Source organism: Frateuria flava (assembly GCF_017837635.1).
GTDB classification, from domain to species: Bacteria; Pseudomonadota; Gammaproteobacteria; order Xanthomonadales; family Rhodanobacteraceae; genus Frateuria_A; species Frateuria_A flava.
Window position 1 is genome coordinate 101,245 of record NZ_JAGJRS010000031.1, and the last position, 25,190, is coordinate 126,434.

The 25,190-nt window shown below is 68.9% G+C and carries 21 protein-coding genes; 3 read left to right on the forward strand and 18 right to left on the reverse strand.

All coding sequences use genetic code 11. The features are described 5' to 3' along the window. Positions 1 to 73 precede the first annotated feature (73 nt). The 10 genes from J7I44_RS14480 to J7I44_RS14525 all read right to left on the reverse strand — a co-directional run bounded on the left by J7I44_RS14480 (position 74) and on the right by J7I44_RS14525 (position 13,940). Entirely contained in the window at positions 74 to 1,501 is a 1,428-nt protein-coding gene (locus tag J7I44_RS14480) for a glycoside hydrolase family 125 protein (RefSeq protein ID WP_209622451.1), read from the reverse strand. Then, positions 1,498 to 4,161 carry a beta-mannosidase gene (locus J7I44_RS14485; RefSeq protein ID WP_209622366.1) on the reverse strand — a complete coding sequence of 888 codons (2,664 nt, stop codon included), beginning with the start codon at positions 4,159 to 4,161 and terminating at the stop codon, positions 1,498 to 1,500. The genes J7I44_RS14480 and J7I44_RS14485 overlap by 4 nt, the downstream gene beginning before the upstream one ends. Further along, complete coding sequence (locus J7I44_RS14490) at positions 4,158 to 4,940, reverse strand: copper homeostasis protein CutC (protein ID WP_209622369.1); 783 nt, start codon at positions 4,938 to 4,940, stop codon at positions 4,158 to 4,160. Before J7I44_RS14490 ends, J7I44_RS14485 begins: the two co-directional genes overlap by 4 nt. A gap of 650 nt (positions 4,941 to 5,590) precedes the next feature. Next, the gene (locus tag J7I44_RS14495; RefSeq protein WP_425599763.1) at positions 5,591 to 6,649 is read right to left on the reverse strand and encodes a threonine dehydratase; all 1,059 of its coding nucleotides are present in this window, start codon (positions 6,647 to 6,649) and stop codon (positions 5,591 to 5,593) included. Beyond that, the gene (locus J7I44_RS14500; protein WP_209622377.1) at positions 6,591 to 7,499 is read right to left on the reverse strand and encodes an aminotransferase class IV; all 909 of its coding nucleotides are present in this window, start codon (positions 7,497 to 7,499) and stop codon (positions 6,591 to 6,593) included. Before J7I44_RS14500 ends, J7I44_RS14495 begins: the two co-directional genes overlap by 59 nt. Next, a complete protein-coding gene (locus tag J7I44_RS14505; protein WP_209622380.1) occupies positions 7,490 to 7,729 on the reverse strand; it encodes an ACT domain-containing protein in 240 nt (79 codons plus the stop codon). Before J7I44_RS14505 ends, J7I44_RS14500 begins: the two co-directional genes overlap by 10 nt. After that, the gene (gene ilvG, locus J7I44_RS14510) at positions 7,710 to 9,386 is read right to left on the reverse strand and encodes an acetolactate synthase 2 catalytic subunit (protein ID WP_209622382.1); all 1,677 of its coding nucleotides are present in this window, start codon (positions 9,384 to 9,386) and stop codon (positions 7,710 to 7,712) included. The genes J7I44_RS14505 and ilvG overlap by 20 nt, the downstream gene beginning before the upstream one ends. Further along, positions 9,383 to 10,384 carry a ketol-acid reductoisomerase gene (gene ilvC / locus J7I44_RS14515; protein ID WP_209622384.1) on the reverse strand — a complete coding sequence of 334 codons (1,002 nt, stop codon included), beginning with the start codon at positions 10,382 to 10,384 and terminating at the stop codon, positions 9,383 to 9,385. The genes ilvG and ilvC overlap by 4 nt, the downstream gene beginning before the upstream one ends. Positions 10,385 to 10,409: 25 nt before the next feature. Then, entirely contained in the window at positions 10,410 to 12,113 is a 1,704-nt protein-coding gene (gene ilvD / locus J7I44_RS14520) for a dihydroxy-acid dehydratase (protein ID WP_342451990.1), read from the reverse strand. 444 nt (positions 12,114 to 12,557) lie between these two features. Beyond that, positions 12,558 to 13,940 (reverse strand): L-serine ammonia-lyase, encoded by a 1,383-nt coding sequence (locus J7I44_RS14525; protein ID WP_209622386.1) that lies wholly within the window; start codon positions 13,938 to 13,940, stop codon positions 12,558 to 12,560. A 76-nt stretch (positions 13,941 to 14,016) separates the two neighbouring features. On the opposite strand from J7I44_RS14525, the gene J7I44_RS14530 reads away from it, so the two are divergent. Then, positions 14,017 to 14,247, forward strand: coding sequence for a glutaredoxin family protein (locus tag J7I44_RS14530; RefSeq protein WP_209622388.1), 231 nt, complete (start codon positions 14,017 to 14,019; stop codon positions 14,245 to 14,247). A gap of 136 nt (positions 14,248 to 14,383) precedes the next feature. Here the strand turns inward: J7I44_RS14530 and J7I44_RS14535 are convergent, their stop codons facing one another. Genes J7I44_RS14535 through J7I44_RS14545 form a run of 3 tightly spaced genes read right to left on the reverse strand, consistent with a single transcriptional unit; the run spans position 14,384 to position 16,124 of the window. Beyond that, positions 14,384 to 14,950 (reverse strand): YceI family protein, encoded by a 567-nt coding sequence (locus J7I44_RS14535; protein ID WP_209622390.1) that lies wholly within the window; start codon positions 14,948 to 14,950, stop codon positions 14,384 to 14,386. A 3-nt stretch (positions 14,951 to 14,953) separates the two neighbouring features. Continuing rightward, positions 14,954 to 15,520: a cytochrome b gene (locus J7I44_RS14540; RefSeq protein ID WP_209622391.1), complete on the reverse strand. Its 567-nt coding sequence runs from the start codon at positions 15,518 to 15,520 to the stop codon at positions 14,954 to 14,956. After that, positions 15,507 to 16,124: a YceI family protein gene (locus tag J7I44_RS14545; protein WP_209622393.1), complete on the reverse strand. Its 618-nt coding sequence runs from the start codon at positions 16,122 to 16,124 to the stop codon at positions 15,507 to 15,509. The genes J7I44_RS14540 and J7I44_RS14545 overlap by 14 nt, the downstream gene beginning before the upstream one ends. A 109-nt stretch (positions 16,125 to 16,233) precedes the next feature. Here J7I44_RS14545 and ku point away from each other — a divergent pair, with 109 nt between their 5' ends. Together ku and ligD are read left to right on the forward strand one after the other, a co-directional pair. After that, the gene (gene ku / locus J7I44_RS14550; protein ID WP_209622395.1) at positions 16,234 to 17,193 is read left to right on the forward strand and encodes a non-homologous end joining protein Ku; all 960 of its coding nucleotides are present in this window, start codon (positions 16,234 to 16,236) and stop codon (positions 17,191 to 17,193) included. A gap of 84 nt (positions 17,194 to 17,277) precedes the next feature. Further along, complete coding sequence (ligD, locus tag J7I44_RS14555; protein ID WP_209622397.1) at positions 17,278 to 18,204, forward strand: non-homologous end-joining DNA ligase; 927 nt, start codon at positions 17,278 to 17,280, stop codon at positions 18,202 to 18,204. 208 nt (positions 18,205 to 18,412) lie between these two features. Here ligD and J7I44_RS14560 read toward each other — a convergent pair whose 3' ends face one another. The 5 genes from J7I44_RS14560 to J7I44_RS14580 form a co-directional block, all read right to left on the reverse strand. Beyond that, positions 18,413 to 20,362: a M1 family metallopeptidase gene (locus tag J7I44_RS14560; protein WP_209622398.1), complete on the reverse strand. Its 1,950-nt coding sequence runs from the start codon at positions 20,360 to 20,362 to the stop codon at positions 18,413 to 18,415. 14 nt (positions 20,363 to 20,376) lie between these two features. After that, on the reverse strand, positions 20,377 to 21,588 hold the full coding sequence (locus J7I44_RS14565) for an AGE family epimerase/isomerase (protein ID WP_209622400.1): 1,212 nt from the start codon (positions 21,586 to 21,588) through the stop codon (positions 20,377 to 20,379). A 127-nt stretch (positions 21,589 to 21,715) separates the two neighbouring features. Further along, on the reverse strand, positions 21,716 to 22,687 hold the full coding sequence (locus tag J7I44_RS14570) for a carbohydrate kinase family protein (protein WP_209622405.1): 972 nt from the start codon (positions 22,685 to 22,687) through the stop codon (positions 21,716 to 21,718). Next, positions 22,684 to 24,006: a sugar MFS transporter gene (locus tag J7I44_RS14575; RefSeq protein WP_209622408.1), complete on the reverse strand. Its 1,323-nt coding sequence runs from the start codon at positions 24,004 to 24,006 to the stop codon at positions 22,684 to 22,686. The genes J7I44_RS14570 and J7I44_RS14575 overlap by 4 nt, the downstream gene beginning before the upstream one ends. A 20-nt stretch (positions 24,007 to 24,026) precedes the next feature. Beyond that, positions 24,027 to 25,076 carry a LacI family DNA-binding transcriptional regulator gene (locus J7I44_RS14580; RefSeq protein ID WP_209622411.1) on the reverse strand — a complete coding sequence of 350 codons (1,050 nt, stop codon included), beginning with the start codon at positions 25,074 to 25,076 and terminating at the stop codon, positions 24,027 to 24,029. Positions 25,077 to 25,190 lie beyond the last annotated feature (114 nt).

The window sequence follows — 25,190 nt, forward strand, 5'->3', positions numbered from 1 at the left end:
GTCGGATTCTCCTGTGGGTCGAAGGGTGGCAAGCGGAATGCCGGCCCCGGGGTGGAAAGATGGGTGATGCCGGTCATGGCTTGCGCAGCAGCGCCGGCTGCGTATCGGCGAGCCTGACGATCAGCTCGCCGAACAGGCTGTTGGCCCAGGCGAACCACGCGCGCGTGAAGTGGGCCGGGTCGTCCTGGTCGAACGCCTCGTGCATGAAGCCGGTGCCCGCGTCGGTGTCGCGCAACCAGCGCAGGCATTGGCGGACCTCGGCCGGATCGGTGCTGGTCAGTGCGCGCATGGTGATCGCCATCGGCCAGATCATGCGCAGGCCCTCGTGGGGGCCGCCGATGCCGTCAGCCGCCGTGCCGCGGAAGAAATACGGATTCTGTCCGCTCCAGGCGCGCGCGCGCGTGCGCCGGTAACGCGGATCGTCCGCCGCGCAGCACCCCAGGTAAGGCAGGCTGAGCAGGCTCGGCGCGTTGGCGTCGTCCATGAACAGGCGGTTGCCGTAGCCGTCGATCTCGTAGGCCCAGTAGTCGCCGTCGGCATCGGACACACGGCCGTCGCGCTCGGTGGCCTTCGCCACGTCGTCGGCCAGTGCCGTGCACTCGTCGGCGAAGCCGGCGTCCCGATGGATGGCGCGGCTCATCGCGGCGAGCTGGCGCAGCGAGACCACGGCGAACAGGTTGGCCGGCACGAACAGCGGGTACAGGCACGCATCGTCGGATGGCCGGAACATCGAATGGATCATGCCGTTGGGTCGGGTCGGGTGGCCGTAGCCCTCCAGCGCCAGCGTTTCGGTGGGACGGTCGCTGGTGCGCTGGAAGTGGTACGGGCCGCGGCCGTGCCGGCGTTGCTGTTCGCGGAAGGTTTGCACCACCCGGTGCATGGCCGCGCGCCAGTCATCGTCGAACGGCGTGGTGTCGCCGGTCGCCTGCCAGTAACCGTGCGCCAGGCGGATCGGCCAGCACAGCGAGTCGATCTCCCATTTGCGCTCGCCCACGCCGGGCTTCATGTCGGTTTGGTCGCTGCGCGCCCACGACAGCGGCTGGGCGTGCGGATCGGGCAGGAACGCGTTGGCGTAGGGATCGAGCCGGATGCAGCGCGCCTGGCGGCGGATCAGCCCCTGGAACAGCCGCTGCAGCGCGCGGTCCTGCTTCGCCAGCGGCAGGTAGGGCGCCACCTGCGCGGAGGAATCGCGCAGCCACATCGCCTCGATGTCGCCGGTGATCACAAACGTGTCCGGCTCGCCCTCCAGCGTGCCCAGCTCGACCGTCGTATCGAGCGTGTTCGGATAGCAGTTGCCGAACATCCAGGCGAGCTTGGGATCGCCGATGAGGCCCTGCACGCGCGCCAGCTCGCGCTCCACCACGTCGCTGGTGAAGCGGCGCTTGCCCGGCGGCGGGCGCTTGCTGGCAAAGCCGGGCGTGCGGGCCATGGCGACGTCGCCGATGGCGCCGGCGGCTGCCGTGGTGCCCAGCAGTTTGAGGAAGTCGCGGCGGGTGGTCATGGCGCAGTTTCCATGGCATGTGCAAGGTCCTGCACCTGCAGGGCTTGCCGGAGCGCCTCGGCCGCGGCCTTGCTCCCGACATCCAGCGTGACCGGCTCGCCCGGCAACAGGTCGAAGCCGTTGTCCGACAGGCCGGCATCGAGATCGCCGAAAGACACCCACACGTCGCGCGCCAGCGCATCGGTGGTGAGCGTCAGCGTGTAACCCCCGGTCGCAGGCGCGAGTTGCGCTTGGACGTGTGGCTGCGGAAGGCGCAGGTCCCTCGGCAGCGCGAAGAACACCAGGTTGCGCGAGACGCGCTTGCCGTCTGCGATCAGTTCGAAGGCGGCGAACGTGGTGCGTGGATCGGCGCCGTCGAGCAGTTGCGCGTCGGTATAACGGGCGACCTGCGTGCTGGCCAGCGGAGCCAGTGTCACGTCGTGGTTTTCCTCGCGCCGCACGTGGCCGGCGAAGTCCATCAGGCGCAGCCGCCAGTGCGTGGCAAGCGGGGTCGTGCGGTCGGAGACCAGCGACACGGTGGTGGTGCCCTGATGACGCAAGGCCGCCACCAGCAGCGGCGCGTAGAAGCGCCGGGCGCGGAATTGCAGCGCCTTCCATCGCCCGTAGGTATCGATGCTGGACCAGGTCACGCCGGGCCACAGGTCGTTGAGCTGCCAGTACAGCGAGCCCATCGACCGCGGCCGCGAGGCGCGCAGGTGCTCGGCCGCCAGCGCGATGCCATCGGCCTGCATCACCTGGCTCAGGTACACCAGCGCGGGAAAATCCTTCGGCTCGCCGTAGGCGCGACGTACGTAGTCGAGCAGCCGGCGGTTGCCGTTGCCGCCATCGAACTTCTGGTGCGCACGCATCACCGGCGCATCCGCCTGCAACGGCTCCGGCCCCGCAAAGGCGCGGATCGTGCGCATGTCGGGAAACGACTGCAAGCCGTATTCGGACTGGAAACGCGGCGTCACGTCGAGGTAGGCGGTTGCCGGCTTGGCCGCGCCCGACCACACGTCCCAGTAGTGGTAATCGCCATCGTCCAGGCTGTTGGCAAAGCCGTCGCCGCCCTGGCTGGGCGAGCTTGGCCAATACGGCACGTCCGGATCGTGTTGCGCCACCACCTCGCGCAGCACGTCGCCGAAGAGGTCGCGCATGCCCTGCTTGATGCGTTCGTTTTCCGCGGGCGCGAGCGAGGCTTGCAGTGCCTTGCGGTCGCCCCACGACAACCAGCTGCTCTGCACTTCGTTGTTGCCGCACCAGAGCACGATCGCGGGATGGCCGGACAGCCGCTCGACCTGCTCGATCGCCTCCTGCCGCACGTTCGCCGCGAACGCCGCGTCACGTGGCGGGATCGCGCCGCCGAACATGAAGTCCTGCCAGATCATCAGGCCCATCCGGTCGGCCATCGCATAGAAGGCGTCCGGCAGGTAGTAGCCGCCGCCCCACACGCGCAGCATGTTCATGTTGGCCGCGCGCGCCGACTCGAGCGTCTGGCGCATGCGCGCCTCATCCACGCGGGTGGGGAAGCTGTCGAACGGAATCAGGTTGGCGCCCTTGGCGAAGATCGGGATGCCGTTGACCACGAACGCGAAGCTGCGGCCCCAGCGGTCCCTGTCGCGCCGAAGCTCGACCGTGCGCAACCCGATTTGGCGCGAACCTTCGTAAAGCGGGCTGTCGCTGTCACCCAGCCGCACGCCTACCGTGTACAGGTCCTGCGCGCCGTACCCTGCCGGGTACCACCGCTTCGGATGGGCGATCGTCAGTGGTATTCCCACGCGGTGGTGGCCGGCAAGCACTTCCACATCCGCAAGCCGCCGGGCCACCGGCCGGCCATCCGGGCCGTACACGCGTATGTCCGCGGGCAACGCGGCGCCGCTGTCCGAGTCGATATCCAGCTGCACCTCCAACTGCGCCGCCTGCGCATCCAGGCGGTGCTGCGCGACATGGACGCCGGCCACGCGCGGCCCGTCCCAACTGTCCAGATGCACCGGCTGCCAGACGCCTTCGGTCACGATGCGCGGACCCCAGTCCCAGCCGTACTGGTAGGCGGCCTTGCGCACGTAGTTGGCCGTCTGCAGGCCCTTGGGCTCGTCGCCGAAGGCCGAGTCGAACTCGCCCGGCAACGCGTACGGCTGCCGCTTGAGCCAGGGCTGCAGGCGCTTGATGGGCGAGAACAGCCGCACTTCGAGCGTGTTGCCGCCAGCGTGCAGCCAGGGCTTCGCGGGTGCGGCCCAACGCCGGAACATGTTGTCCGCGTCGAGCAGCTTGTGCCCGTTGAGGTAGACCTCGGCAAAGGTGTCCAGCCCGTCGAACACCAGTTGGACGTGGCGGCGCGCCAGCGTGGCCTGATCGACGTCGAAGCGCGTACGGTAGACCCAGTCGGACAGACCCACCCACTGGATCGCCGCCTCGTTCCGTCCCACGAAAGGATCGGCCACCAGCCCGGCCGCGATCAGGTCGGTCTGCACCGTGCCCGGCACGGTGGCGGCGAGCCAACGGGCCGCTTGCGGGTGCTCCACCTCGTGCGCATCGCCCGCTGCGAGGCGGACCTGCCAGCCCTGGTCCAGACGCTGCGTCGCCGGTGCCGCCCACCCCGGACCCGTCAACAGCAGCGCACCGACGAGGCCGGCCAGGCCCGGCATCCGGCGCGTTCTGGCGGGTGCGGGCGGGATCGTCATGACGCGCCGCGCTGGGCCGAGGCCGCGATGTCGCGGGCGGCCAGGTCCTGGAGCACGGATACCATCGCGTGGACTTCCGCCGCGTCGCTTCGCCATTCACCCGTCGTCATGCCATCCAGCCCTGTCTGCCGATGGCGCATGCCCGACGGCAACGCACGCTTCGCCGAAGCATGGAACTCTCGCGCGCCCGTCGCCTGGGCCAGCGCCGCGATGTTGCCGGCATGGATACCCGCACCGGGCATGACCACCAGCCGCCCGGCCGCCTGTTGCACCAATACGCCCAAGGCGACCGCGCCCTCCATCGCACTCGCCCGCGCGCCGGAACTGAGCACGCGCTCGCACCCCAGCCCGATCACCGCATCCAACGCCTGAGCCGGGTCCGCGACCATGTCGAAGGCACGATGGAACGTGACGCCCAGCCGCCCGGCCGCACCGACCAGCGCCCGGCATCGCGCCTGGTCGACCCGACCCTCGGCGTCCAGCACGCCAAGCACCACGCCGTCGCACCCCAGCGCCACACAGGCCTCGACGTCACGCAGCATCACTTCGCACTCGAAGTCGTTGTACAGGAAATCGCCCGCGCGCGGCCGGATCAACACGTACAGCGGAATCGTCAGCCGATCCCGCGCGGTGGCGATCTCGGCATAGGAAGGCGTCACGCCTCCCAGCTCCAGCGCAGCGCACAGCTCGATGCGCCCGGCACCGCCCTCCTGCGCGGCCAGTGCGGAGGCCACCGAGTTGGCGGCGACTTCGAGCACGGGCAGAGGAGGTGCAGACATCAGGAAGCCGCTTTCCAGGCGGCGGTCGCAACATGTTTGGCGCGAACGGACGCGCCTGGAGACGGGATCAGATGGCCCACGATGGTCTACCGTTTGGATCGATCTATATGGCAAGGTAGCATCGCTTGGAAAAGCTTGCATGCCGCATTGCGGTAACGCATCCGGGTTTGGTTTTACCGGTCTGGACCCGTGGCCTGAGACATCAAGCAGCGCGGCTCGACGGTAGCCGTTGGCCCGGGTGCGCTTTGCTGCTCCTGTCGGCATCAGGAAGCGCGGCTGACGCTGAATCGGACGGGGCCGTGGCTGGAGCTCGCGAGCGGACACCCGCTCCTGGGTGGAAGCAGATGCTTGCCCGAACCACGGGCGGCCAGCGAGCGCGTCGCGCTCGATACGAATGCAGCGCTACCTCCCGCTCGCCACCATTTTCTTGCCAACGAGAACATCCAACACTAGTACGGCAACGATGATGCGAGCAGTTGACCCGCGTGCAATCGGGCAGCCGGTCTGGCCAGGCAGAAGCCCGAGCGCACCAGTGCGCCGCCACAAGTCGATATGTGCATGTCGATCCGCTGCAGCGCGTCGCGGAACGAAGCGAGGTCCACATAACGACAGGAGCGCGAAAATGGCCCAGGCCGATAGGATCGCGGTAGTCACGACCACCCGCTGAGCCGCCCCGGGGTCTGGTCGGCCGCGCCCCCGATCCGCGCCGCTTTCGCGCGCACCGCCGGACTCAGCTCCGAAAGCAGGCGAGCCAACACGTCGGGATCAACGTTTCCACCCGATACGACCGCACACTTGTGACCTGCGTCGACGTGCCGTGCCGCAGCAAGAGCGAGTGCACCCGCGCCCTCTGCGATCACGCGTTCCTCCAGCGCGAGGCGCACGAGCGTGTCGCGTAGTTCATCCTCACGCACGATCACGATCCCGTCGAGTTGCGCGGCGAGCACGCGCCGCGTGAGCAGGCCCGGCACGGTGACCCGCACGCCGTCGGCCAGCGTGGCCTGGGGCTCGCGCGTACTGTCATCACCGCGCAGCACGCGCGCCATCGCGTCGACGCCCTCGACCTGCGCGCCGACGATGCGCACCCCCTGGCTCTTCAACGCCAGCGCGACGCCCGCGGCGAGGCCGCCGCCACCGATAGGCACCACCACGGCCTCGGGCGCCAGTTCGCCCAGCTCCAGCCCGACCGTGCCCTGGCCGGCGATCACGTCCGGATCGTCGAAGGCAGACAGCAGGCGCCAGCCGTGCTCACCGGCGAGCTCGGCAGCGACCAGGCGCGCCTCGTCGAACGTTTCGCCATGCAGCCGCACCTGCGCGCCCCAGTGCGCGACGCCGGCGATCTTCGTCTGCGGCGCACAGCGCGGCATCACCGTGACCACGGGCACGCCAAGCCGCTGCCCCGCCCAGGCCAGCCCCTGCGCATGGTTGCCGGCCGATGCGGCGACCACCGGCCGCGTGTCGCCGCGCTCGCGCGCCACCAGCAGCGCGTTGAGCGCGCCGCGCACCTTGTACGAGCCGGTGCGCTGCAGATTCTCCAGCTTGAGCCAGCAGTCGAAGCGCTCGGCGCGATGCAAGGGCGTGACCGGCAGATGGCGGCGCAGCCGCGCCTGCGCGGCCAGCACATCGGCGGCGTCGACGGTGTGAGCGCTATCAGACATGTGTGAGCCATCCGGTTCGCGTCGTATCGCGGCCGCGAACCACGTCGGCATAGGCCGCGCCGAGTTCGCGGCCCACGCGTGCGGCGGCATACGCGCGACCGTCGAGTTCGCCGATCGGCAGCACCTCGGCCGCGGTGCCGCAGACGAACACTTCGTCGGCCTCCCGCAGCTCGGTCAGCGTCATCGCGCGCGAGGCCGCGCCGCTGAGCGCGATCACTGTGTCACGCGTGATGCCGGGCAGCGCGTCGGGGTGCTCGACCGCCGTGATGCGTCCGTCATGAACCGCGAACACGTTCGCACCGGTGCATTCGACCACGCGGCCATCCGTATCGACGAACAATGCCTCGTCGAACCCGCGCGCGTGCGCCTCCTGCTTGGCGAGGATCGAATTGACGTAGCCGCCGCACAGTTTGAGCGGCGGCAGCGATGTGGACGGGTTGCGTTGCCACGCCGACACGGTGAGCCGCACCCGGTCGACGGCCAGGTGCACCTTGCTTGCAATCGTCGTCACCATCAGGTGCTTGGCCGTGGGCGCGACATCCAGGCCGATCGAACCGGTGCCGCACCAGGCTAGCGGGCGCACGTAGGCATCGCGATGCGAGTTCGCGCGCAGGGTGGCGAGGACTGCCTGGGTTGCCTGGGCGGGGTCGAACGGGATGCCGAGCAGATCGCAGCCCGCACGCATGCGTTCCAGGTGCTCGGGTAGCCGGAAAACCGCGGCACCATTTGCGGTGGCGTAGCTGCGGATGCCCTCGAACACGCCACTGCCGTAATGCATGGCGTGCGTGGTGAGCGTGGCGTGTGGGGCGGCGGCGTCGACGAGCGCGCCGTCGAACCAGATGCGCGGCGTGCCGTCGTCGCGCTCGGGCCTGGCAGTCGTCGGCATGGCGGTCAGCGACATGGCGTGGCCTCCACGGCGAGGCAGTCGTGCAGCTTGGCCAGCTGTGCGGTGAGCGTGCCGGGCGCGCGCTCGCCTTCGACGGCCAGGCGAAGATGCCAGCGGTCGCCATCGACACGCGTTTCGCCCTCGACGCCCAGCGGGCGGAAGCCGCGCCGCTCGACAGTGCCGAGCACGCGAACCAGCGCGCCTTCGGCGCGGCGCAGGGTAAGGTCAAGCTGGAAGCGGTGCATCGGCATCCTCCGGGTTGAACAGCATCTGAGCGTTGTTTCGATTGGGCGGCACCAGCGGCCAGACGTTGGCATCGGCGTCGATGCACACGTGCAGCAGCGCCGGGCCCTCGCAGGCGAGCAGGCAGTGCAGTGCGTGCTCGACGCCGTCGGCGCGCTCCAGGCGGAACGCGGCGATGCCGAACGCGTGCGCGAGCGCGCCGAAGTCGGGGTTGTCGGAAAGGTCGGTTTCGCTGTAGCGACCGTCGAAGAACAGCTGCTGCCACTGGCGCACCAGGCCCAGGCGCTGGTTGTCCAGCAGCACGATCTTCACCGGTAGCCGGTAGCGGCCCAGCGTGGCGAGCTCCTGCACGTTCATCAGGAACGAGCCATCCCCGCTCACGCAAATCACCTGCGAGGCTGGGTCCTGCAGCTGCGCGCCGATCGCCGCGGGCAAACCGAAGCCCATCGCGCCGAGTGCGCCACTGGTGAGATGGCGGCGCGGATGGGTATGCCGCCAGTGCTGGGCGACCCACATCTGGTGCTGGCCGACGTCGCAGGTGACGACCGCCTCGGGCGCCAGCGCCGACAGTCGCGCGAGCAGTTGCGGCGCGTACACCGACGGGCCGGGGGCGTCGTAGCGCGCGGCGTACTCCGTCTTGCGCGAAAGGCACTGCGCGCGCCAGTCGTCGCAGTCGGGCTGTGCCCTAGTCAACCGTCGCAGTGCAAGGCAGAGGTCGCCGAGCACCGCCACCTCGGCGTGGCGCAGCTTGTTGACCTCGGCGGCGTCCCCGTCAAGATGCACCACGCGTGCACGCGGCGCGAACTGATCCAGCTTGCCGGTGGCCCGATCGTCGAAGCGTGCGCCGACGACCACCAGAAGGTCGGCTTCCTGCACGGCGAGGTTCGCCTCGCGGGTGCCGTGCATGCCGAGCATGCCTAGGTTGAGCGGGTGCGATGCCGGCAATGCGCCCAGCCCGCGGAGCGTGAGTACCGTGGGCAGCCGGGTGGCCTCGACGAACGCGCGGAACACCCCGACCGTGTCGCCCAGCGCGATGCCGCCGCCACCGTAGACGAGCGGGCGTTGCGCGCCCTCGATGAGCGCGAGCGCGTCGTCGAGTGGGCCGTGGAGGGGCGCAGGAAGCGCGTCGGCGGGTGCGGGTGCGTGCGGCGGCAGGTGTGACGCATCGGCCGTCTGAACGTCCTTCGGCAGGTCGATCAGCACCGGGCCAGGGCGGCCGGATCGAGCGAGGCGGAAGGCGTCGCGGACAGCTTCCGGCAACGCTTCCACCTCGCGCACCAGGAAGCTGTGCTTGACCACCGGCAGGCTCATGCCGAACACGTCGACTTCCTGGAACGCATCGGTGCCCATCAGCGGTGTGGGTACCTGGCCGGTGATCACCACCATGGGCACCGAGTCAAGCATCGCGTCGGCGATGCCGGTCAGCAGATTGGTCGCACCCGGTCCGGAGGTCGCCACGCAGACACCGACGCGACCGCTGGCGCGCGCGTACCCGTTCGCGGCGAACGCCGCGCCCTGTTCATGGCGAACGAGGATGTGGCGCAGCGACGCGCCGTAGAGCGCGTCGTAGAACGGCATGATTGCGCCGCCGGGGTAGCCGAACAGCGTGTCCACGCCTTCGGCGACCAGCGCCTGTACCAGCCATTGCGCGCCGTTCATGCCGGGGCCTGCATGTTTTTCGTCGCAGGCTGTGCGGCGCCCGCCAGCCACGGCATGCGGGCGCGCAGCGAACGTCCGACGTCCTCGATCGGATGCGCGAGATCGGCCTGCTTCAGCGCACGGTACCGCGCGTTGCCAGACGCGTATTCGGCAATCCATTGCCGCGCGAAGGTGCCATCCTGGATCTCGGCGAGCACTGCGCGCATGCGCTCGCGCGTGGCATCGTCGACCACGCGGCTGCCGCGGGTGAGCGCGCCGTACTGCGCGGTCTCGCTCACGACCTCGTGCATGCGCGTCACACCGCCTTCGTAGAACAGGTCGACAATCAGCTTCAGCTCGTGCAGGCATTCGTAATACGCGAGCTCCGGCGAATAGCCGGCGTCGACCAGCGTGTCCCAGCCGGCCTGCACGAGCCGGGTGACACCGCCGCAGAGCACGGCCTGTTCGCCGAACAGATCAGTCTCGGTTTCGTCCTTGAAGGTGGTGCGCAGCGGCGTCTGGCGCGCGCCACCGATGGCCGCGCAATAGGCGAGCGCGAACGCTTCCGCGTGGCGACTGCGGTCCTGGTGCACGGCGTACAGCACGGGTACGCCGCGGCCGATCTCGAACTCGCGCCGCACCAGTGCGCCTGGGCCCTTGGGCGCGACGAGCACCACGTCGAGGTCGTCGCGCGGCACGACCTGGCCGTAGTGCACGTTGAAGCCGTGCGCGAACAGCAGGCAGGCGCCGGGCCGCGCATTCGGTGCGATCACGTCGCGGTACAGCTGCGCCTGGCCCATGTCGGGGATGAGCAGCGCGAGCAGGCCTGCGCTCGCAACGGCGTCTCGCAGCGATGCGACGTCGAAGCCGTCGGCGCGTGCGCGCTCGCTCGTGGGGCCGCCGGGGCGCAGGCCTATGACAACGTCGATGCCGGAGTCGCGCAGGTTCAGCGCATGCGCGCGGCCCTGACTGCCATAGCCGAGCACGGCGACGCGGGGGAGAAGGGTGGGCGTTGTCATTGGGAATGTCCTTGGAGGGGAGGGGTCAGGCGGATTCGGAGTCGAGTACGGTGGGAACGACGCGCGGCGGCACGCGATCGAGCGGGCCGGGCGCGGTGACGGCGCCGCGTGAGGCCGATCCGACGCTATGCGCGTATTTGGCGAGTACGCCGGTGTCGACGCGCGGTTCGCGGCGAACCGGCGTGCGCGCGGCGAGGTCGGCACCGACGTCGATGCGACGCGTGGCGATGTCGATGCGCACCACGTCGCCATCGCGCAGCCGCGCGATCGGGCCACCATGCGCCGCTTCCGGCGCGACGTGCCCGACCATGAAGCCGTGTGTGGCGCCGCTGAAGCGGCCGTCGGTGATCAGCGCGACATCGTTGCCGAGCCCTTGCCCGATCAGCGCCGCGGTGACCGCGAGCATCTCGCGCATGCCGGGACCGCCGGCCGGACCTTCGAAGCGGATGACCACGACGTCGCCAGCCACGATGCGGCGCGCCTGGACCGCGGCGAACGCGGCTTCTTCGGAATCGAACACGCGCGCGCGACCCTCGAAATGCGTGCGCCCGTGGCCGGCGAGCTTGACGATGCAGCCGTCCGGCGCAAGATCGCCGTAGAGGATCGCGAAGCCGCCGTCGGGCTTCAGCGGTGTGTCGACGCTGCGTACGATGTCTTGCGGCAGAGCCGGCGCGGCGGTATCGAGCGCGGCGAACAGGTGGCCGTCGACGGTGGGCGTGTCGTCGAGCAGACCGGCGTCGCGCAGGGCTTTGGCAACGAGGGCCGTGCCGCCGACATTGAATAATTCCGCTGCGGTGTAGCGCCCGCCGGGCTTGAGGTCGGCGATCACCGGTGTGGCCGCGGCAGCGTGCATGTCCTCCAGGTCGAAGGCGACGCCGGCTTCGTGCGCGATGGCGAGCAGGTGCAACGCGGCATTCGTCGAGCCCGCCGTAGCCGACACCGCGCGCGCGGCATTGCGCAGCGACGCGCGCGACACCAGCGCGCGCGGCGTCGGCCCGGCGTCGCGAAGCAGCCGCATCACCCGTTCGCCGCAGGCGAAGGCGGCGGCAGGCTTATCCGGGTGCAGCGCCGGGATGTCGTTGAGCTGCAGCGGCGAAAGGCCGAGGAAGGTCAGCACCATCGCCATCGTGTTGGCGGTGAACTGGCCTCCGCAAGCGCCGGCGCCGGGGCAGGCGCTGGACTCCACGGCATGCAGCTGCGCATCGTCGATGTGGCCGGCGGCATGCGCCCCCACGGCTTCAAACACGTCCTGCACGGTGATCGCGCGGCCGTCGCGCGGGCAATGCCCTGGCATGATCGTGCCGCCGTAGAGGATCACGGTCGGCAGGTCGAGGCGCGCGGCCGCCATCGCGGCGGCGGGGATGGTCTTGTCGCAGCCGACCAGCACCACGAGCGCGTCAAGGCAATGGCCTGTGACGGCAAGCTCGATCGAGTCGGCGATCGTCTCGCGCGAGGCCAGCGACGCCCGCATGCCGTCGCTACCCATTGCGATGCCGTCGGTGACGGCGATGGTGTTGAACTCCACCGGCGTGCCGCCGCCCGCCTGCACACCAGCGCGCACGTGCTGCGCGAGGTCACGTAGCGTGAGGTTGCACGGCGATACGTCGCTCCAGGTGTGCACCACGGCGACCATCGGCCGCGCGATGGCCTCATCGCCGAGGCCGGTGGCGCGCAGCATGGCGCGGGCGGGGGCGCGGGCGGGGCCGTGCTTGATGGCGTTGCTTTTCACGAACGGGAACTCCTGCAGGGAAAAGTTCCAGGCCGCAAAAACAAAAACCCCGCGCCGTTTCGGGCGCGGGGTCTGTGTTTCTCGACCTGGTCGGTGTGGTCTAGTCGCTAGACGTGCCCGATCTCCGCGCTTGGCTGCACGGTAATAATGCTGATCAGGGCGATCGCGACGGACGCGGAAAGGGAAGCCGGCAGCACGCGCGACGACGCACCGATGCCAGTGGACATGGCGGACGTCTGCGGGTGGAAGGTGTGCTGCGTCATATTTCTAGAACAACACGCCCACTGGGAACTGTCAACAGCCGACACAGCGGTACGCCTCAGGCGATATCGCTTGACCGGAAAAGGGCATCCGGTTGGGGTCGCAGCTTGGAAATAGAGGGTTTTGCTCCCGGCCCACTTCATCAGCTTCCGTCTCGTCGCACCGGGCAATAGACAGTGTGACTCAGCACTCGATGACGTTGACCGCCAGGCCGCCGCGGCTGGTTTCCTTGTACTTGTCCTTCATGTCGCGGCCGGTGTCGCGCATGGTCTTGATGACCTTGTCCAGGCTGACGCGATGCTTGCCGTCGCTCTTGAGCGCCATGCGGCTGGCGTTGATCGCTTTGACCGAACCCATGGCGTTGCGCTCGATGCAGGGGATCTGCACCAGGCCGCCGATGGGGTCGCAGGTGAGTCCGAGGTTGTGCTCCATGCCGATCTCGGCGGCGTTCTCGACTTGCCAGATGCTGCCGCCCAGGGCGGCGGTGAGGCCGCCGGCGGCCATCGAGCAGGCGACGCCGACTTCGCCCTGGCAACCGACTTCGGCGCCGGAGATGGAGGCGTTTTCCTTGTAGAGGATGCCGATGGCGGCGGCGGTCAGGAGGTAGTCGACGATGCCGTTCTCGTCCGCCTTGGGGCAGAAGCGCAGGTAGTAATGGCCCACCGCGGGGACGATGCCGGCGGCGCCGTTGGTCGGCGCGGTGACCACGCGGCCGCCGGCGGCGTTTTCCTCGTTGACGGCCAGTGCGTACAGGTTGACCCAGTCCAGGATGGTGAGCGGGTCCTTGAGCGAGGCCTCGGGCTGGTTGCGCAGTTCATCGGCCATCGCCGGGGCGCGGCGCGCCACGTGCAGCCCGCCGGGCAGCGTGCCGGGGGAGCGCAGGCCGCGGCTGACGCAGTGCTGCATGGCCTTCCAGATGGTCAGCAGGCCGGCGCGGGTCTCGGCCTCGGGACGCCACACGCTTTCGTTGGCCATCATCAGCTGGGCGACGGTCATGCCGTGCCGTTCGCACAGCGCCAGCAGTTGATCGCCGGTGGAGAACGGGTAGGGCTGTTCGGTGGTGTCGGCCACGATGCGGTCTTCGGCCGCTTCGTCGTGGTTGACCACGAAGCCGCCGCCGACCGAGTAGTAGTCGCGGGTCGCCAGCTGGTTGCCGTCGGCGTCGTAGGCGGAGAAGCGCATGCCGTTGGTGTGGAACGGCAGCTTCTGGCGCTTGTTAAAGACCAGGTCGGCCTTCTCGTCAAACGCGATCTCGTGTTTGCCCAGCACGCGCAGGCGGCCGGTAGCGCGGATACGGGCGAGGATGTCGGGGATCAGGTCCGGATCGATGGTGTCCGGATGATGGCCCTCGAAGCCCAGCAGCACCGCCTTGTCGGTGCCGTGGCCACGGCCGGTCATGGCCAGCGAACCGTAGAGTTCGGCACGCACGCGGACGACGCGGTCCAGCACCCCCTTTTCCTCCAGCCAGCGCTCGCCGAAGCGGGCGGCCGCACGCATCGGCCCGACCGTGTGCGAGGACGACGGCCCGATGCCGATCTTGAAGATGTCGAAAACGCTGACGGCCATGAGTGCGCTGCGTGGAAAGGGGTGAACCCGTTATTCTACGCGCCCCCTTCACGTTTGGCAGTCCATTCGCCGCCGCATGGCCGACCTCGTTCTCTACCAGCGCGACTACTGCCACCTGTGCGATCAGGCGCTCGCCGTGCTCGCCGCGGCGCGGGCGCCGGAATTCGACAGCGTGTGGGTGGATGACGACGAGGCGCTGGAGGCACGCTATGGCACGCGGGTGCCGGTGTTGCGCGATGCCAGGGACGGCCGGGAGCTGGATTGGCCGTTCGACGCGGAGGCGGTGCACGAATTCGTGAGGGGGTGAGGCAAGTCCTCCCACATCCGCCCTTCGGGCACCTTCCCCCGTGGAACGGGGGAAGGATCGTAGCGATCGCTTCCCCGTGAGCCTTCCTCCGTGAGCGGGGAAGGTGCCCGAAGGGCGGCTAAGCGCGCGTGGAACGCTACTTCGGCACGAGCACCAGGTGCGCGTTGATCGTCACGTCGTTGCCGATCACCGACGTGTCGGCGTACTCGCCGCCGCCCACGCCGTAGTCCAGGCGCTTGAGCGTACCGGACACGTCCATCAGCGCCGTGCCGTCCGGTTGGGCGGTGTAGGTCACCATGAGGTTCAGCGGATGGCTTTCGCCGCGCAGTGTCAGGTTGCCGCGCGCGATCGCGTGCGTGCCGGCCCGAACGAACTCGGTCGCCACGTAGCGGGCCTGCGGGTACTTGGTCGCGTTGAAGAAGTCCGCGCCCGGCAGCGCGCCATCGCGATCGGTATCGCCGGTGCTGGCGCTGGTCGTGTCCACGGTCACGTCGAACTTCGAGCCGGCCAGGTGCGCCGGATCGAAGCGGATCGCCGCGTGCCATTGCGCAAAGCTTCCCTGAAAGGGCGCACCCTGGAACGTGGCGGTGAAGCCGAGCGAGCTCTGTTCCTGCTGCACGCTGTAATCGGTGGCCGTGGCGGCCATCGGCAGGACGAGGAAAAGCAGCAGTGGAGTCAGGCGTCCTAGGGGCGGTCGGATCATGCTTCAGTCTCCTTGGTTTTCGCGCCGGAGCCGGGCGAACGGCCACATCCGGCGGAGCACGTCGTCGTTGTCGAACACGTGGTGCTTGAGCGCCGCGCCGACGTGGGCGGCCAGCATTAGCAACAGGATCCAGAACAGGTATTCGTGCACCTCGTGCGAGAGGCGGCGCAGGTCGGGATTCTTCGCCGCGATCGCGGGCAGGTTGAACAGCTTGAAGAACTGCAGCGGATAGCCGCGCACCGAGTTGAACCACCAGCCCGACAGCGGCAGCGCGGCCACCAGCACGTACAGCACCGCGTGCACCACGCGCGCGGCCCACTGCTGCCAGCGCGGCGCCGGCAGTTCGCGTGGCGGGCGGTTGAATGCCCGCCATAGCAGGCGCAGCGCGAACAGCGCCAGCACGGTCAGGCCGATCGACTTGTGCAGCGCCATCCAGTTGACCTTCTGCATCGGCGAGCTGGCCAGGTCCATCAGCAGGCCGAACACGCCATTGCCCAGGATCAGCAGCGCGATCGTCCAGTGGAAGAATTTGGCGACGGCGCCCCAGTGCCACTCGTCATTGCGCAGCATCGGCGTCCTCCTGGTGGTGTTCCTCGCGGATGGCCTCGATCTCCAGCCACACGGACACGTGCTGGCCGATCGAGCCCTGGTTGGCGGTGATGCCGAAATCGGTGCGGTCGAGCATGGCGGTGGCGGAGAACCCGGCGATGGTGTGCAGGCCGAAGATGGTGCGCGCCTGGCGGTTGAACGTAAATGGAATGTCGATCGGGCGGGTGACGCCGCGCAGGGTGAGGTCGCCATGCAACACGCCGTGGCGGTCGTCCTTGCGTTCGACCGAGGTGCTGGCGAAGTGGGCGTAGCGCGCCTTGTCCGCGTCGAGGAAGGCGGGTTTGAGCACCGCGGCGTTCCAGTCCGCGTCGCCCATGTCGAGGCTGGCCAGGTCGATGTCCAGCGCCGTGGCGGCGTGGCTCCAGTCCTCCGGATCGAAGCGCAGCCAGCCGCGCGCGATGTGCAGGCGGCCGAACGGCCGCGAATAGCCGTCGTGGCTCACGCTGAAAAGGATCTGGCTGTGCACCGTGTCGTAGCGGTAGCGATGCTCGGCCGCGCCGGCCGCGAGCGGGCACAGCAGGGCCGCGCAGGCAAGCAGGCGGGCGGTGGCGGGCAGGGCGCTCATCAGGCCAAGTCTGGATGATCGTTGGCGTGGGTGCCAGCGCGAATCCTTGGCGTTTCATGCACGCGTGGCGTGTCAAACCTCCAGACCCCGCCACTTATGGAGGTAGGCCATGGCTCGCCCCATCTGGACCGGCACGCTGTCGTTCGGGCTGCTGAACGTCCCGATCCGCCTGATGACCGCCGAGCGCAAGGTCGATCTGCATTTCCGCATGCTCGACCAGCGCAACAACCAGCCGGTGCGCTACGAGCGCGTCAATGCCGAGTCGGGCGAAGAGGTGCCCTGGAAGGACATCGTCAAGGCGTACGAGTACTCCAAGGGCAATTACGTCGTGCTGGAAGAATCGGACATCAAGAGCGCCGCGGCCGAGGCACACGAGACGGTTGAGATCGACACCTTCATCGACGCCGGCCAGCTGACCCCCGCGTACTTCGAGAAGCCCTACTTCCTGGTGCCCGGCAAGAAGGCCGAGAAGGGCTACGTCCTGCTGCGCGAGGTGCTCAAGCGCACCGGCAAGATCGGCATCGCGCGGGTGGTCATCCGTACCCGCGAATACCTGTGCGCGGTGATGCCGCAGGAAGAGGCGCTGATGCTGATCCTGCTGCGCTTCCCGCAGGAGCTGGTCGACGCGGACGAATACGCGCTGCCGGACAAGGCGGCTTCCGAATACCGCATCAGCGACCGCGAGCTGGATATGGCCGGGGAGCTGATCGAATCGATGTCCGGCAAATTCGAGCCGGAGCACTACAAGGACGAGTTCCGCGAGCGCCTGACCGCGGTCATCGAGCAGCGGCTCAAGAGCAAGGGCGTCACCACCACGCTGGAGGAAGAGGAGCCCGCGCACGCCAACGCCACCACCAACGTGGTCGACTTCATGGCATTGCTCAAGAAGAGCATCGAGGGCAAGCAGCGAACGCCGGCCAAGGGCAAGGACGAGCCGGAGAAGGCGGAGAAGAAGCCGGCGGCGAAGAAGGCGGCCGCCAAAAAGGCCGAATCGGCGGCCAAGAAGGCCTCGCGCAAGAGCCCGGCCAAGAAGGCGACCGCTACGCGCAAGGGGCGCAAGGCTGGGTAGAGTCTTCCCTGTAGGAGCGCACCCTGTGCGCGACCGCATCCTGCGGGATCACCATCGCGGTCGCGCACGAGGTGCGCTCCTACAGTGAACGATACGGGCCAGAACATCCACGCCAGCAAACGACCTCCCGCGGACCGGCCCATCGACGTCTCCGGCGTGCGGATCACGCATCCGGGGCGGGTGGTCTATCCGGATGACGGCATCACCAAGGGCGAGGTGGCTGCCTATTACGCGGCGGTCGCCGACTGGATCCTCCCGGAGATCATCAATCGGCCACTGTCGATGGTGCGCTGCCCGGGCGGTACCGACAGCGCCTGCTTCTTCCAGAAACATCACGCGGCCAAGCTTGGTTCCAGCGTGCGGCCCATTCCGCTGGAGGAAAAGGGCGGCGGGGAGGACGACTACGTCTACATCCGCGACCGCAAGGGCTTGCTGCAGCTGGTGCAGATGAACACGATCGAGTTCCACCCGTGGGGCTCGCGGGTGGACAAACCCGATGCACCCGACCGCATCGTGCTGGACCTGGACCCCGCGCCGGGCGTCGCGTGGGAAGCGGTGGTGGAAGGTGCGCGCGGCATTCGTGACCTGCTCGACGGGATGAAGTTGGCGAGTTTCGTGCGCACCAGCGGCGGCAAGGGCCTGCATGTGGTGGTGCCCTTCCGGCGCGGGCCCGACTGGCAGGCGGTGAAGGATTTCTGCGAGCGGGTGGCGGACACGATGGTCGAGCGTGCGCCCGACCGCTACATCGCCACGGCCAGCAAGGCACAGCGGGAAGGGAAGATCTTCATCGACTGGCTGCGCAATGCGCGCGGGGCGACCAGCGTGTGCAGCTGGTCGCTGCGGGCGCGCGAAGGGGCGCCGGTGGCGATGCCGTTGCGCTGGGACGAGCTGGGGAAGGTCGGAGGCGGCGCCGCTTTCGGCATGCAGGCGGCGATCGCGCGGGCGCGGAGCCTGAAGGCCGATCCCTGGGAAGGCATGGCCAGGCTGCAGCAGCGCTTGCCGAAGGGCTGAGGCGGGGCTTCCCCCATCCGCCCTTCGGGCACCTTCCCCCGTCAACGGGGGAAGGATCGAGTGGCGCGTTCTGCACGCTTGCGAGGTATGCCCAGTGAGCCTTCCCCCGTAAGCGGGGAAGGGCCGGTTGTCGAAGCTCCACCTGAGTGAGCCTTCCCCCGTTCCACGGGGGAAGGTGCCGACAGGCGGATGGGGGTTGCCCCGCGGACTACTTCACCTTCAACAGGTCGTTGGCGCGATCCGCTTCCGGCAGCACATGCGCCGGGTCCAGCGTGGCGGACACTACCTTGCGCGATCCGGCCACCCGCACCACGTACTCGCGGTGCTGCTGCCAGGTCTCCACCGGCACGCGCACGTCCTTCGCGCTGCCGTCGTCGTAGGTTAGCCGCAGCGTGTTCGGCAGCACGAGCCGGTCCAGGTTCGCCACCGTCACCGCCGCGCCGTGCGACCAGTCGCCGTCGACCGGTTCGACCTTGCGCACCGCCATGTCGAAGGTCCAGTTGTGCTGGTACCAGCCGCGCCAGAACCAGCCCAAATCCTCGCCCGCCTCGCTTTCCATGAAGCGGAAGAAATCCGATGGCGACGGATGGCGGAAGGCCCAGGTGGCGATGTACTTGCGGAAGGCGTCGTCGAAGCGCTCCGGTCCCAGAATCTGCTCGCGCAGCAGCACCAGGCCGAAGGCGCCCTTGAAATAGCTGATCGGGTGGCGGTAATTCTCCGGCGTCATGTCGGCGCCGTTGAGCAGGGCGGGCGCCTGCGGGTCGGCGATCACCTTGGCGATCTCGTCGGCCGGATTGCCGCCGCCGGGCGCGTATTCGCCGTCGCGCTTGGGCGCGAACTCGCCGTGGTTGAAGGCCTCATCCTCGTAGATGTCCACGAACGTGTTGAAGCCCTCGTCCATCCAGGCGTCGCGGCGCTCGTTGGAACCGACGATCATCGGGAACCAGGTGTGCCCGATTTCATGCGCGATGAGCATGTGCAGCGATTTGCCCTTGGCACGCTTGTGGTCGAACGTGATGCCCGGGTATTCCATGCCGCCGGCGGTGCCCGCTTCGTTGATCGCCACCGGCCAGGGATAAGGGAACCACTCCTTCGAGAAGTACTCGACCGAGGCCTTGAGAAACTCGGTGGCGCGGCTCCATTCGCTTTCGACCGGGTAGACGGACATCGCCAGCGCCGTCTTGCCGTGCGGCAGGTTGATGCGCGCGGCGTCCCACACGTACGCCCTGGACGCACCGAAGGCCACGTCGCGCGTGTTCCGCATGCGGAAGTGCCAGGTGAGCGTGCCGCCCTGCTTCGGACGGCTGGACGGCTGGGTGACCTCGGCCGGGGTGCGGATCATCACTGTCCTATCGCTGTGGCGCGCTTCGTCCAGCCGCTTGATCTGCGTTGGCGTGAGCACGTCCTGCGGGTTCAGCAGTTCACCGGAGCCGGCCACGATCATGTCCGAGGGGACGGTGACCTTGTAGTCGAAGTCCCCGTACTCCAGGTAGAACTCGCTGTTGAGGTAGGGCGCGGTGTCCCAGCCGCGCAGGTCGTCGTAGACGCACAGGCGCGGATACCACTGGGCGATCTCGAAGATGTCGCCATTCCTGCTCGCGTTGACGTCCATGCGCCCGCCGAACTCGCCCGGCACGGTGAAGCTCCAGGCGATGTGCACGCGCACCGTGCCGCCTTTGGGCTTCACCGCCTCGGGCAGGCGCAGTTGCATGCGGGTGTCGGAGACGCCCCACTTCACCGGCTTCAGCTGGCCGCTGCCGTCGTCGACCTCGACCGAGGCGATCCGGTAGCCCTGGGTGAATTCGGTCGGGAACTCGCTGGTGAACGCGCCGCGCGCATCGGGCTTGTAGCGGTTCTGGTCCAGCTGCAGCCACAGCACGTCAAGCGCGTTCGGGCTGTGGTTGGTGTAGGTGATCGTCTCGCGGCCGGTGAGCAGGCGGCTGGCGGGATCCAGCGTGGCCTCGATCGTGTAGTCGGCGCGGTTCTGCCAGAACAGCGGGCCCGGCTTGCCGTCGCCGGAACGGTAGGCGTTGACCGGGTCGGGGTAGGTGAACGGGGCGAACGTCTGGAGCGGGTCGTAGCGCGGCGCGTCGGTAGCCGCGGCGAGGGTGGTGGCAAGCGCCAGCGCGCCGGCCATGCAGAGTGCGAGTGCCTTCATCGAAAATCCCCTGTTCATGGTTGGCCGCCGGCGCGGATCAGCGCGAGCACTTCGTGGCAGGCGCCCATGGTGTGGTAGTCGACCTTGCCGGCCGGGCTTTTCTCGTCGTCGTACTTGCGGTTGTCGTGGGTGAGGATGCGATACCACGCGCCATGCTCGTGGTCGACGAAATGCTCCCACGCGTACGTCCACAGCCGCTCGTACCACTGGTCATACACCGCCTCGCCGGTGCGCGCGTGCAGCAGCGCCGCGGCGGCCAGCGACTCGGCTTGCACCCAGAAGTACTTGTCCGCGTCGCAGATGCTGCCGTCGGGCGCGAAGCCGTAGTGGATGCCGCCGTGCTTCGGGTCCCAGGCGCGCATCAGCGCGGTGTCGAACAGGTGCCGTGCGGTCGGCAGCAGCCAGCGTTCCTCGCGGCCGCGCTCGGCCAGGTGCGATTCCAGGATCACCAGCAGCTTGGCCCACTCGGTCTGGTGGCCGGGCTGGAAGCCCCAGGGACGGAACAAATGGCGCGGGTTGGCGCGGTTGTAGTCCCAGTCGACGTTCCAGTCGGCGTCGTAATGCTCCCACACCAGGCCGCCGGCCTTGGCCGCCTGGCGGCGGGTCATGTGCTCGGCCAGCAGCAGCGCGCGGTCGAGGTAGCGCACGTCGTTGCTGGCCTGGTAGGCGGCCAGCATCGCCTCGCACATGTGCATGTTGGCGTTCTGGCCGCGGTAGGGCGAGAAATGCCAGTTCGCGTCGGCCTCGTCGCGGTAGAGACCGGCGGCCGGGTCCCAGTAGTGTTTCTCCAGCAGCGCCCAGGTCTCGTCCATCCACAGCTCCGCCTCCACCAGTCCCGCGCGCAACGCGCTGGCGCAGGCGAGCAGCACGAAGGCGACGCCGTAGGCGTGGTTGGTGCGGTCTTCCGGCTGGCCGTCGCGGAGGGTCCAGGCATAGCCGCCGGTGGCCGGGTCGCGGTGCACGTCGCGCAGGTAGCGCAGGCCGTGGCGCGCGGCTTCCAGGTAGTCGGGGTCTTCGAACTCCATCGCCGCGAAGGCGTAGTTGAAGACGAAGCGGGTGCTGCTGACCAGGTGGCGATGGCTGCGATCGTAGATCGTGCCGTCGTCCTTGAAGTAGTGGAAGAAACCGCCCGCCGGGTCGATCGCGCGCGGGTGGTAGAACGCCATGGTCCGGGCGATGTGGTCGCGCAGGAAACTCTCGCTGCGGAAATCAGGCAGGGCGGTCATCTGCAATTCCTAAGGTGGGGTCGCGGAAAAACGAAGCACGCGAACGTGCAGGAGCCCGCTTGCGGGCGATGCTCCTCCGCCGGCACCCTGAAGGACATCGCCCGCAAGCGGGCTCCTGCAAGTGGCTTCAGGGTAGGCGTTCATGCAGGAAGGCATCGACGTCCGCCGCACTGGGCATTGCGGTGAACGAGCCCTGGCGGGTGACGGTGAGGGCGCCGCAGGCGGCAGCGAAGGCGAGCATCCCTTCAAGCGCCGCGTCTTCACGCAGCAGCGCCTCGAATGCGGTGGCATGGCCGAGCGCGGCGAGCCGGTACAGCAGGCCGCCGACGAAGGCATCGCCCGCGGCCGTGGTGTCGACCGCCGCCACCTGCGGGCAGGGCACTTCGCCGCTTGCGTCGCGGCGGAACCAGCGCAGCGGCCGCGGACCGTCGGTAACCACCAGCAGGCGCGTGCGCCCGCGCCACAGGCGGGTGAGCAGTGCGCCATCCTCGGCCAGCCAGGCGAATTCTTCGGCACACAGCTTGACCACGTCCGCCAGGTGCAGCGCCGGCCATACCGAGGGACGCGGGTTCGACTCCCGCGGCCACAGCGCCGGGCGCAGGTTGAGGTCGAAGCTGACCAGCGCGCCGGCGGCCTGCGCGCGGCGCATGCCCTCGCGGGTGGTCTCGGCAAGATCCGGGTCGGTCATGCTGTTGGAGCAGACATGAAAGACCCCGATGTCATCGAACGCCTGCGCGCGGAAGTGTTGTGGACGGAACAGCAGATCGGCCGAGGGTGGGCGATAGAAGTTGAAGCTGCGCTCGCCGCGGGCGTCCAGGCTGACGAACGCAAGCGCGGTGTTGGCTTCGTCGGTGCGCGCCACGTCGGCCACACCCACGCCGGCACGCTGGAGGCTGTCGAGCAGGAAATCGCCGAACGGGTCGCGCGCGAGCATGCCGGCGAAGCGCGCCGCGCCGCCCAGGCGCGCCACTGCCACCGCCACGTTGGCCGGCGCGCCGCCGGCGAAAGGCACGAACGCGCGCGGGAAGCCCGCCGCGCCGGTGCCCTCGGCGTGAAAGTCGATCAACGCCTCGCCGAAGCAGAGGATCGGACGGTTCATCGACCCTCCAGCGGCGCGCCGACGATGCGCGAGCCGCGCAGGCCGTAGAAAACGATGTAGGCGTAGCACACCGCCGGCAGGACGAAAGCCGCCTGCACGCCGATCGCGTCGGCCAGCGCGCCCTGCGCGAACGGGATCACCGCGCCGCCCACGATCGCCATGATCAGCAGGCTGGAGGCCTTTTCGGTCAGCGGGCCGAGCCGCTCGATGCCCAGCGTGAAGATGGTCGGGAACATGATCGAGTTGAACAGGCCGATCGCCACGATGCTCCAGGTGGCGGTCATGCCGGCGGTGCTCATGGTGATCGCCAGCAGCACGATATTGACCGCGGCGAACAGCGCCAGCAGCGCGCGCGGCGAGTAGCGGGTCATCAGCCAGGAACCGGCGAAGCGGCCGATCATCGCGCCCAGCCAGTAGTAGGACACGTAGGTCGCGGCCGTGGTCTCAGGCATGTCGCCGATCTGCGGCAGCGACAGGTAGTTGACCATGAAGCTGCCGATCGCCACTTCGGCGCCGACGTAGCAGAAGATCGCGATCACGCCGAACAGCACGTGCGGGATGCGCAGCGCATCGAGCAGCGTGTGGTGCGCGCGGTCGGCCTGCTCGGTGGCTTCCTCCAGCGCGGGCAGGCGGAACAGGTACACCAGCACCGCCAGCACGAACAGCGCGATGGCCAGGCCCAGGTAGGGGCCCTGCACGGCTTGCGCTTCCTGCGCCCGGTAGACCAGTTGCTCGGCCGGCGAGAGCTGGGCGACTTCGAGCGAGCTTTTCACGGCGACGGCAAGGATCAGCAGGCCGCCGAAATGGGGTGCCAGGAATGTGCCGAAGGAGTTGAGGGCCTGCGCCAGCGTGAGGCGGCTGGAGCTGGTGCGCGCCGGTCCGAGCAGTGCCACGTACGGGTTGGCGGCCACCTGCAGCACCGTGATGCCGGTGGCCAGCACGAACAGCGCCAGCAGGAAGGCCAGGTAGGAATGCAGCCCTGCCGCCGGCCAGAAGCCCGCGGCGCCGATGCCTGCGATCGCCAGGCCCGCGACGATGCCGAGCTTGTAGCCCAGATGCGCCACCAGCCGCCCGGCCGGCAGCGACATCAGGAAGTACGCGCCGAAGAAGGTGAACTGCACCAGCATCGCCTGCTTGTAGTTCAGCTCGAACAGCGCCTTCAGGTGCGGGATCAGGATGTCGTTGAGGCAGGTGAGGAAGCCCCACATGAAGAAGATCGTGGTGACCACCGCGAGTGCGGCCGGGTAGCTGGTGTAGCGCTCGCGTGGCCCATCGGCGGGGGCGGCGGGCGACCGGTGGGGAGCTTGCGTGATGGCCATGGAGGACTCCTTCGGTCCGGTCAGGCGAGGGGCGGGCAACTGCTGGCGCGGATCACCAGCTTGACCGGCGCGACGATGCGGCGGGCTTCGGCGTCCGGATCGCGCAGGCGCTGCAGCAGCATCTGCGCGGCCTGGCGACCGCGCGCGCGGGGCGCGGCGGCGAGCGTGGTGAGCGACGGCGTGGCAAGCGCGGCCTCGGCGATGTCGTCGAAGCCGGTCAACGCGAAATCCTGCCCCGGCGCCAGCCCGCGCTCGGCCAGGCCGTGCATCAGGCCCAGCGCCACCGCGTCGTTGTAGCAGACCGCCGCGGTGGGTGCGGGATCGGCCTCGAACAGCGCTTCGGCGCAGCGGGCCGCATCCAGGCGGGTGGGCAGGCACTCGACCTCCCAGTGTGGCGCCATCGGAAACCCGACGGCCTTCATCGCCTCACGGTAGCCCGCCCGGCGCTGCCGGCAGGACGAGGAATCGCCGTGGCCGCCGAAGAAGGCGATGCGCCGGTGGCCCTGCGCGATCAGGTGTGCGGTCGCTTCGCGCGCGCCCTGCTGGTTGTCCAGCGCCAGCGAATCCCAGTGCGCGTATTCGGGCTGCTCGCCGCTGAGTTCGCGGTTGAACACCAGCAGCGGCGTGCGCGCGCCGACCGCGGCCAGCACCTGGCGGGCATCGCTGCCCTCGGCGGGCGAGAGGATGATGCCGCCGGGGCCGTGCTCGATCAGCGAGCCGAGCACGGCCTGTTCGCGCTGGGGCGACTCGCTGGACGAACCCAGCAGGGTGACCATGCCCGCCTCGCCCACCACATCGTCCACGCCCGCGGCGAACTCCGCGAAGAACGGGTTGGCCAGCTCGTTGATCACCAGCGCGATCGACGAGGAGGTGCGCCGGCGCAGGTTGGCAGCAGCGCGGTTGTAGACGTAGCCTTGGCGCCGCAGCTCTTCCTCGACGCGGGCGCGGGTGTCCTTGTTGACCAGCGGGCTGTCGCGCAGCACCAGCGATACGGTGGCGCGCGAGACGCCGCAGGCCGCGGCGATGTCGCGCACGGTGACCTTGCGGCCGAGCGGGGTGTTGCTTTCCATTGGGCACCCGGGAAAAGGACGGTTTGGAACGATCCAAATCTAGCCGATCCTGAGCGAACCGGCTTCACGCAGCGCAACATGCGCCGCGAGCGGCGCGCTGCTAGCGTACGTATT

Coding starts and splice junctions, on each gene's coding strand:
- J7I44_RS14490 (WP_209622369.1), bottom strand. CDS start 4,940: ATGTCTGCACCTCCTCTGCCCGTGCTCGAAGTCGCCGCCAACTCGGTG.
- ku (WP_209622395.1), top strand. CDS start 16,234: ATGGCTCGCCCCATCTGGACCGGCACGCTGTCGTTCGGGCTGCTGAAC.
- J7I44_RS14560 (WP_209622398.1), bottom strand. CDS start 20,362: ATGAAGGCACTCGCACTCTGCATGGCCGGCGCGCTGGCGCTTGCCACC.
- J7I44_RS14535 (WP_209622390.1), bottom strand. CDS start 14,950: ATGATCCGACCGCCCCTAGGACGCCTGACTCCACTGCTGCTTTTCCTC.
- J7I44_RS14570 (WP_209622405.1), bottom strand. CDS start 22,687: ATGAACCGTCCGATCCTCTGCTTCGGCGAGGCGTTGATCGACTTTCAC.
- J7I44_RS14565 (WP_209622400.1), bottom strand. CDS start 21,588: ATGACCGCCCTGCCTGATTTCCGCAGCGAGAGTTTCCTGCGCGACCAC.
- J7I44_RS14480 (WP_209622451.1), bottom strand. CDS start 1,501: ATGACCACCCGCCGCGACTTCCTCAAACTGCTGGGCACCACGGCAGCC.
- J7I44_RS14485 (WP_209622366.1), bottom strand. CDS start 4,161: ATGACGATCCCGCCCGCACCCGCCAGAACGCGCCGGATGCCGGGCCTG.
- J7I44_RS14530 (WP_209622388.1), top strand. CDS start 14,017: ATGGCCGACCTCGTTCTCTACCAGCGCGACTACTGCCACCTGTGCGAT.
- ilvG (WP_209622382.1), bottom strand. CDS start 9,386: ATGAACGGCGCGCAATGGCTGGTACAGGCGCTGGTCGCCGAAGGCGTG.
- J7I44_RS14540 (WP_209622391.1), bottom strand. CDS start 15,520: ATGCTGCGCAATGACGAGTGGCACTGGGGCGCCGTCGCCAAATTCTTC.
- J7I44_RS14545 (WP_209622393.1), bottom strand. CDS start 16,124: ATGAGCGCCCTGCCCGCCACCGCCCGCCTGCTTGCCTGCGCGGCCCTG.
- J7I44_RS14580 (WP_209622411.1), bottom strand. CDS start 25,076: ATGGAAAGCAACACCCCGCTCGGCCGCAAGGTCACCGTGCGCGACATC.
- J7I44_RS14505 (WP_209622380.1), bottom strand. CDS start 7,729: ATGCACCGCTTCCAGCTTGACCTTACCCTGCGCCGCGCCGAAGGCGCG.
- J7I44_RS14525 (WP_209622386.1), bottom strand. CDS start 13,940: ATGGCCGTCAGCGTTTTCGACATCTTCAAGATCGGCATCGGGCCGTCG.
- ilvC (WP_209622384.1), bottom strand. CDS start 10,384: ATGACAACGCCCACCCTTCTCCCCCGCGTCGCCGTGCTCGGCTATGGC.
- J7I44_RS14575 (WP_209622408.1), bottom strand. CDS start 24,006: ATGGCCATCACGCAAGCTCCCCACCGGTCGCCCGCCGCCCCCGCCGAT.
- J7I44_RS14495 (WP_425599763.1), bottom strand. CDS start 6,649: ATGCCGACGTGGTTCGCGGCCGCGATACGACGCGAACCGGATGGCTCA.
- J7I44_RS14500 (WP_209622377.1), bottom strand. CDS start 7,499: ATGTCGCTGACCGCCATGCCGACGACTGCCAGGCCCGAGCGCGACGAC.